A 5,235-nucleotide genomic window follows, 5' to 3' on the forward strand; every position below is an offset into this window, starting at 1 on the left:
GACTTGCCGCGCATTGGGAGTCGCGTCCCTGGATCGCGGGCAGCGGTGGATCATCCTCCGCGCCTGCCGTCGTCCGCCTTGAGGTGGACGACGTGATCCGGCCGCGACTCCTTTTTTGTTGCCCATCATCCACCCGGCGCACGACGGATCGTGCAGCGGGGCGGATCGCGATCCACCGTTTCACAGGCAGGTGCGACATGGACCAGAACGCGCGCCGCTGAGCCGCCGCCTCCCGGGGTGTGCGCCGGCGGAGACGAACATCATCCACCGAGACCGACACACACACGCCCAGGAGGCACCATGAGCACCACCGGCCGCTACTTCATCCGCGACCGGCAATCGGGCCGCGTATTCTGCGTGGAGCCCATCAACCGGCGGGACCAGAAGCTGGACGACACCACGTGGACCAACGGCGGCATCGACGCCGTACGCGGCGGTGCCGTCCGCGAGGACGAGTCCATCATCACGCCCGAGAACGGCTTTACGGGCATCACGTACCTGCCGCCGGGCACCAGCCCCGACGCGTACGTGGAGATGCTGGTGAAGGGCGCCGACCCCGCCCCGCGCGGCTGACGCACGAACGAACCGGCGCCGCGGAGATCGCTCTCCGCGGCGCCGGTTCCGCTTCAGGCCCGGATGGAACCGCACCCGGAAAAGCAGTTGTGACAGCCGTTCGCCAGGCGTGTGCAATCGGGCGGATGCGAGTCAGTCCGTCCGATCTCCACGCCAGGCGCGGCGTCGCGAGGATGAACGATATCGGCCCGGCGCGACGTGCGTCAACTCGTTGCCGTATCGATACTTCGCTCCAAGGAATCTGCTACGGAATTCCGGATTACGCCGGTCGGATGCGGATCCTGGCCGATGCATCCGCCGGTCCACGAGGCATCGTTGCTGCATCGGCTTGCCGATCCAGCTCGCCTCGCCCGTCGCCTCTTCGCGCCCCTCCGGACCGAGCGTGGCGGATGACGGACGACGCGCGCATGCGCATCGACCCTGACCCGGGATTCGCCATGTCCAGCCCGCTCGAGACGGTAAAGCGCGCCCTGCGGGCGTATCTGGACAAGGACCGCGCGGCGATCGAGGCGGTGATCGCGGACGACTACCGCTTTACGTCGCCGCGCGACAACGCGCTGGACCGCGCCACCTACTTTGCGCGCTGCTGGCCCGGGAGCGAGGTGATGACGAGCATGAACCTGCTCCACGGCACGGAGGACGGGGAGCTCGCGTGGATCGTCTACGAGGGCGCGATGGGCGGTCCGCCCTTCCGCAACGCCGAGCTGCACCGCGTGCGCGACGGCCGCATCGTGGAGACGCAGGTCTTTTTCGGCTGGAGCATTCCGCACCCCGCTCCCGCCGGCGGCTTCATCGACGAGGAGGGCAGGGACTGACGTAATTGGTTTTTCACGCCCGATCGCCACCGCGGCGTGCCCGGCCAAGCGCCAGGTTCGCCCTGCCGTCTGTACCTGATGCTGGACGAGGCCATGTGGGTGTGCGATGGCCTCGCGACATTTATTATGCTTTCATCCTGCGCCTTGGATCATCCACATTGAAAGGGAGGCTCAACATGCGGAAGCTACGGTTGCGTATCGATGAATTGACGGTGCAATCGTTCCCGACCAGCCGCGATGGGGATCCGGTCCGCGGAACCGTGCACGGCCGTGACAGCGGCGTAGGATGCGGAGACACTGATCCCACGTTCAGCGGATACAATTGGTGTATCTGTCCAGAAGGACTGGTCACAAACACTTGCCCGCCCAACGAGACGTGTGGTTGCTGATCACGTCACACCTCCAGCAGCTACGATGACGCGCGGTGCCGACAGGTCGCCGCTACGACGGCGGGAGCCCGAGCAGGTAGGTCACCGGCACGGGCGCGCGGCCCTTCGCGTGACCGATCTCCCACGTGTATCCCGGCGCGTCGAGCGAGTCCGCCATCTCCCGCAGCTCCCGCGGCGTGTAGGTGCGCAGGCACGACACCAGCCCGTCGAATAGCACCAGCAGCGGCACGAGCGGGATGACGTACGTCCAGAAGAGGCGCGACCAGCGGAAGGGGCGGATGAAGGGCGTCACGAGCAGCACGATCAGCGGTGAGAACGCCGTGGCGATGAGGGACGGCACCGACCGCTGCGTCGCCTCGAACACGCCGATCCCCTGACCGGTGCGCACCGCGTCGGCCAGGATGGCGCGCGCGGCGTCCGGCGGAAAGTGGTGAAAGGCGGTAAAGAGCGTGCGAAAGCCCGTGAGGCCCGCGGGGAGCGCGGTCGCATCCACCGGCTCCGCGTGAAAGGCCAGCCGGCCGCCGGTGCGCTCGTTGGCGTGGTCGAACGCCTCGCGGTTGGGGTAGCGGTCCGTGAGCCGCACCTGCACGGGCGCGTCGGCGGAATCGAGCTGCGGCAGCAGCCCGGGCCACGGTCCGCCGCCCCCGGAGCACAGGTCCACCACCTGCCGCGTCCCCGCGCGCTCCAGCGCGGACCGCAGCAGGGGGACGGCGGGCGCGTACGTGTCCGTGCGTACGATCATGAACTGCAGAAAGTCCGTCGCCGCGTCGCGCAGGACGGCCGGGCACCACGGCTGGTCCTCGATCTCCAGCAGATGCAGTCGGCGCATGGGGGATCAGCGGTGGGGAAGGGAAGTGGCAGGCTGGCTGAAGGATAGAAACGAGCGCCCGCCGGCGCCACTCTCATGCGCTCACGGTTACGAACGCAAACCGGCGCCGCGGAGGCTTCTCCGCGGCGCCGGTCTGGTTGCGTGTCACGCGGCATCCGCCGCACTACCTCTTCCGCGCCCGCCGTACGGTGATGCACGCCAGCCGTCCTGCTGCTGGCCGGGCGCCGAGCTGGCGAAAACCTCTACGGACCGATGCTCAATTCCGTACGGGGCTCCGCGCCGCTTCGTCCTCGATCACGCGGATGCAGCGATCCAGGTCCGGCGGCCCGACGTACGTGGCGACGATGCTTTCGGGGGTCTGTCGATACCCGCCGGACATGTCCCAGGTAAACCCGCTTCCCACCAGGTTCCGGCCATCGGGGCGCAGCTCGGCTGCGTATCCCGCGTCGGGAGACGCCCACAGCAGCACCGCGATTCCGCGCTCGCTGCTGCGCCAATCGGTGATCCCCGCCGGCGCGGTGCTCGCAAGGGTTGACGCGCCCTGGCCAGGGCGGCGTTCCAGGGCAAAGCAGGCGTTGGGCTCGCGGTCGGATTCGCTGAGCGCGACGAGCAGCCACGGGTCGCGCTCGCGCAGGTGGCGCTGCCCGGCATCCGACAGCCGCTCCAGGGTGAACGTCTCCGGCGTGAGCACAAGCAGACCGGTCACCAGGAGATTGGACCCGTCCGTGGCGCAGGCGCCCCCGCAGATCGACACCTGGTACGTTCCAGCGGGCGCGGGGGCGGCTGAAACCTGCGCGGTACTCGACGCCGCGGGAACGCATGCTACGAGGCACCCCAACGCCAGGAGCGTAGCGCTCCGCCCGATGTTCTCAAGCATCCAGCTTCTCCTGCTCAAAAAGTAGAACGCTCCTGGCGCCACTTCGATCAACCAAGGCCAGGGTTGATGCGGGCCGTCCGCACCGACGAAACCGGCGCAGCGGGGAGTATCCTCCGCGGCGCCAATCGTTGCGTTACCGCGGCACTGCGTTGGAACGACGCCACCCGGTAAACGTCTTTGCCTCGAAGTAGTAGCGCCCGCCGTTGGTCTTTCTCCAAAACCAGCTTTCGCGAACGAGCAGCGCGCGTCCCAGCGCCAGAGCGGGGGGCAGGTACATCGCTTCGCCTCCCGCGTCCTCGTCCGGGGGCGGCGTGCGGAAGCGCCATTGTGCCTGCACCAGGTTCATGGCGACGTCCAGGCGCAGCGTTCCTTCCATCTGCCCGGTGCGCTGCATCCGCTCGCGCGGACAAAACACGAGCACGGTTTCCCCGCCCGCGTCCACCGTGGAGAGCGTGTGCGCCTGGCCGAACCAATCGCCCGTGAAGTCCTGCATCCCTCCATCATCCAGGAACCGGTACTGCCAGAACGCCGTGCGAAAGCCCGTACCGCCGTTTGCCCGCGTGGCGTAGCCGGAGAGGGCCATGAGCTCCGGGTGGGCAATCAGGAGCGCGTCCTCCGTCCACCCCGTGCTCCGCTCTCCGGCCGCGGGATCGTACACGTCCTGTTTGCTCCCCACGCCGGAGCGTTTCTCGAGCAGGCCAAACACCACGACCGCGGGGGATGTCGGCTGCCAGTACCGGCCGCGCATCGCCGTCCACAGTGCCCGTGCCCGTGGATCTTCGCGGTTGGGGCAGATGCGCCGGCCGGTCGATGCCACCGTGACGGGCGCCAGGCGCACGGGGGCGGGCTCCATCCGCACGAGCACCGCCGTGTCCGATGCGGCCAATTCCACGATCCGCGTATTGAAGCCGATTCGATGTACGGTCAGCGTCAGCGAGTCCACCTCCAGCCGGCGCAGGCGAAACGTGCCCTGCTCGTCCGTGTTCAGCTGTCCGAGGTAGCGGGTGCCGGTCCAGACCTGTACCTCCGCATCGCGCAGGAACGCGCCGCCCGTGTCCACGATCGTTCCACGAACCTGCGCGCCGGCGGCTTGCGCGCCCAGCACGGCCAGGACTGCCAGCAGGCGCATCCAGCCCGGACGCAGGTGGACCGCACGCGCGCTTCGACACAGGATCATGGTTGGGCTCCGAGGGCGGTTCGGCGCGGATGGGTAGCAGTGGTTCAGGTGAGGAAAGTGGCGAGATTCCACGGTGCGAAAGTGGCTGATGCACCGAACGGCGGATGAATACGGAAGCGGCGCGGCTGGGAGCCGCGCCACTTTTCGGGCCTCACGCGGCGAGCCGCCGCACCACCTCTTCCGCGCCCCGCTTGTAGACGGTGACGCACACCAGCCGTCCCGAGGGGTCGAGCACGTCCCAGAACCGGCTGCGCTTCCGCTTTGCGATGGTGTAGCCGTGCTGCGGCTGGGTGGCGGGCGCTGCGGCGGTCTGCTTGCGGGCCATGGTGCACCTCCAGTGGGCTTGACCCTCGGCGCCCGGCAGGGCTACTCTTGGTGAGCGGGCGGCCTTCGGGTCGTCTGTGGTAAGGCTGTCGGCTTCACTTGCTGAGGGTGTCCGGCAGCCTTGCTTTTCGCCCTGCCAGTATATAAAGTAATATACTGGTGCGCGTAAGTCAATCCCCACGTGTACTGGAGCCATGGATTTCAAGACCGCGACGGATCGCGTCGCCGGCTGCATCAGCCACGCGGAAATT

General features: G+C 68.0%; 7 protein-coding genes. 3 read left to right on the forward strand and 4 right to left on the reverse strand.

The window, feature by feature from the left end:
- From VFZ20_RS08745 to VFZ20_RS08755, 3 genes are all read left to right on the forward strand, one after another.
- The coding region (locus VFZ20_RS08745; protein WP_329683476.1) for a hypothetical protein at positions 1 to 221 on the forward strand (221 nt) is incomplete at its 5' end.
- Positions 222 to 300: 79 nt separating this feature from the next.
- Positions 301 to 573 (forward strand): hypothetical protein, encoded by a 273-nt coding sequence (locus tag VFZ20_RS08750; protein WP_329683477.1) that lies wholly within the window; start codon positions 301 to 303, stop codon positions 571 to 573.
- Positions 574 to 962: 389 nt separating this feature from the next.
- A complete protein-coding gene (locus tag VFZ20_RS08755; RefSeq protein WP_329683478.1) occupies positions 963 to 1,388 on the forward strand; it encodes a nuclear transport factor 2 family protein in 426 nt (141 codons plus the stop codon).
- A gap of 441 nt (positions 1,389 to 1,829) precedes the next feature.
- On the opposite strand, the gene VFZ20_RS08760 is transcribed toward VFZ20_RS08755, so the two are convergent.
- The 4 genes from VFZ20_RS08760 to VFZ20_RS08775 form a co-directional block, all read right to left on the reverse strand.
- The gene (locus tag VFZ20_RS08760) at positions 1,830 to 2,606 is read right to left on the reverse strand and encodes a hypothetical protein (protein ID WP_329683479.1); all 777 of its coding nucleotides are present in this window, start codon (positions 2,604 to 2,606) and stop codon (positions 1,830 to 1,832) included.
- Between the two features lie 256 nt (positions 2,607 to 2,862).
- A complete protein-coding gene (locus VFZ20_RS08765) occupies positions 2,863 to 3,360 on the reverse strand; it encodes a hypothetical protein (protein ID WP_329683480.1) in 498 nt (165 codons plus the stop codon).
- Between the two features lie 256 nt (positions 3,361 to 3,616).
- Positions 3,617 to 4,612: a carboxypeptidase-like regulatory domain-containing protein gene (locus VFZ20_RS08770; protein WP_329683481.1), complete on the reverse strand. Its 996-nt coding sequence runs from the start codon at positions 4,610 to 4,612 to the stop codon at positions 3,617 to 3,619.
- Between the two features lie 199 nt (positions 4,613 to 4,811).
- Positions 4,812 to 4,985: a hypothetical protein gene (locus tag VFZ20_RS08775; RefSeq protein ID WP_329683482.1), complete on the reverse strand. Its 174-nt coding sequence runs from the start codon at positions 4,983 to 4,985 to the stop codon at positions 4,812 to 4,814.
- Positions 4,986 to 5,235: the final 250 nt, after the last annotated feature.

The organism is Longimicrobium sp. (assembly GCF_036280135.1).
Lineage (GTDB): Bacteria > Gemmatimonadota > Gemmatimonadetes > Longimicrobiales > Longimicrobiaceae > Longimicrobium.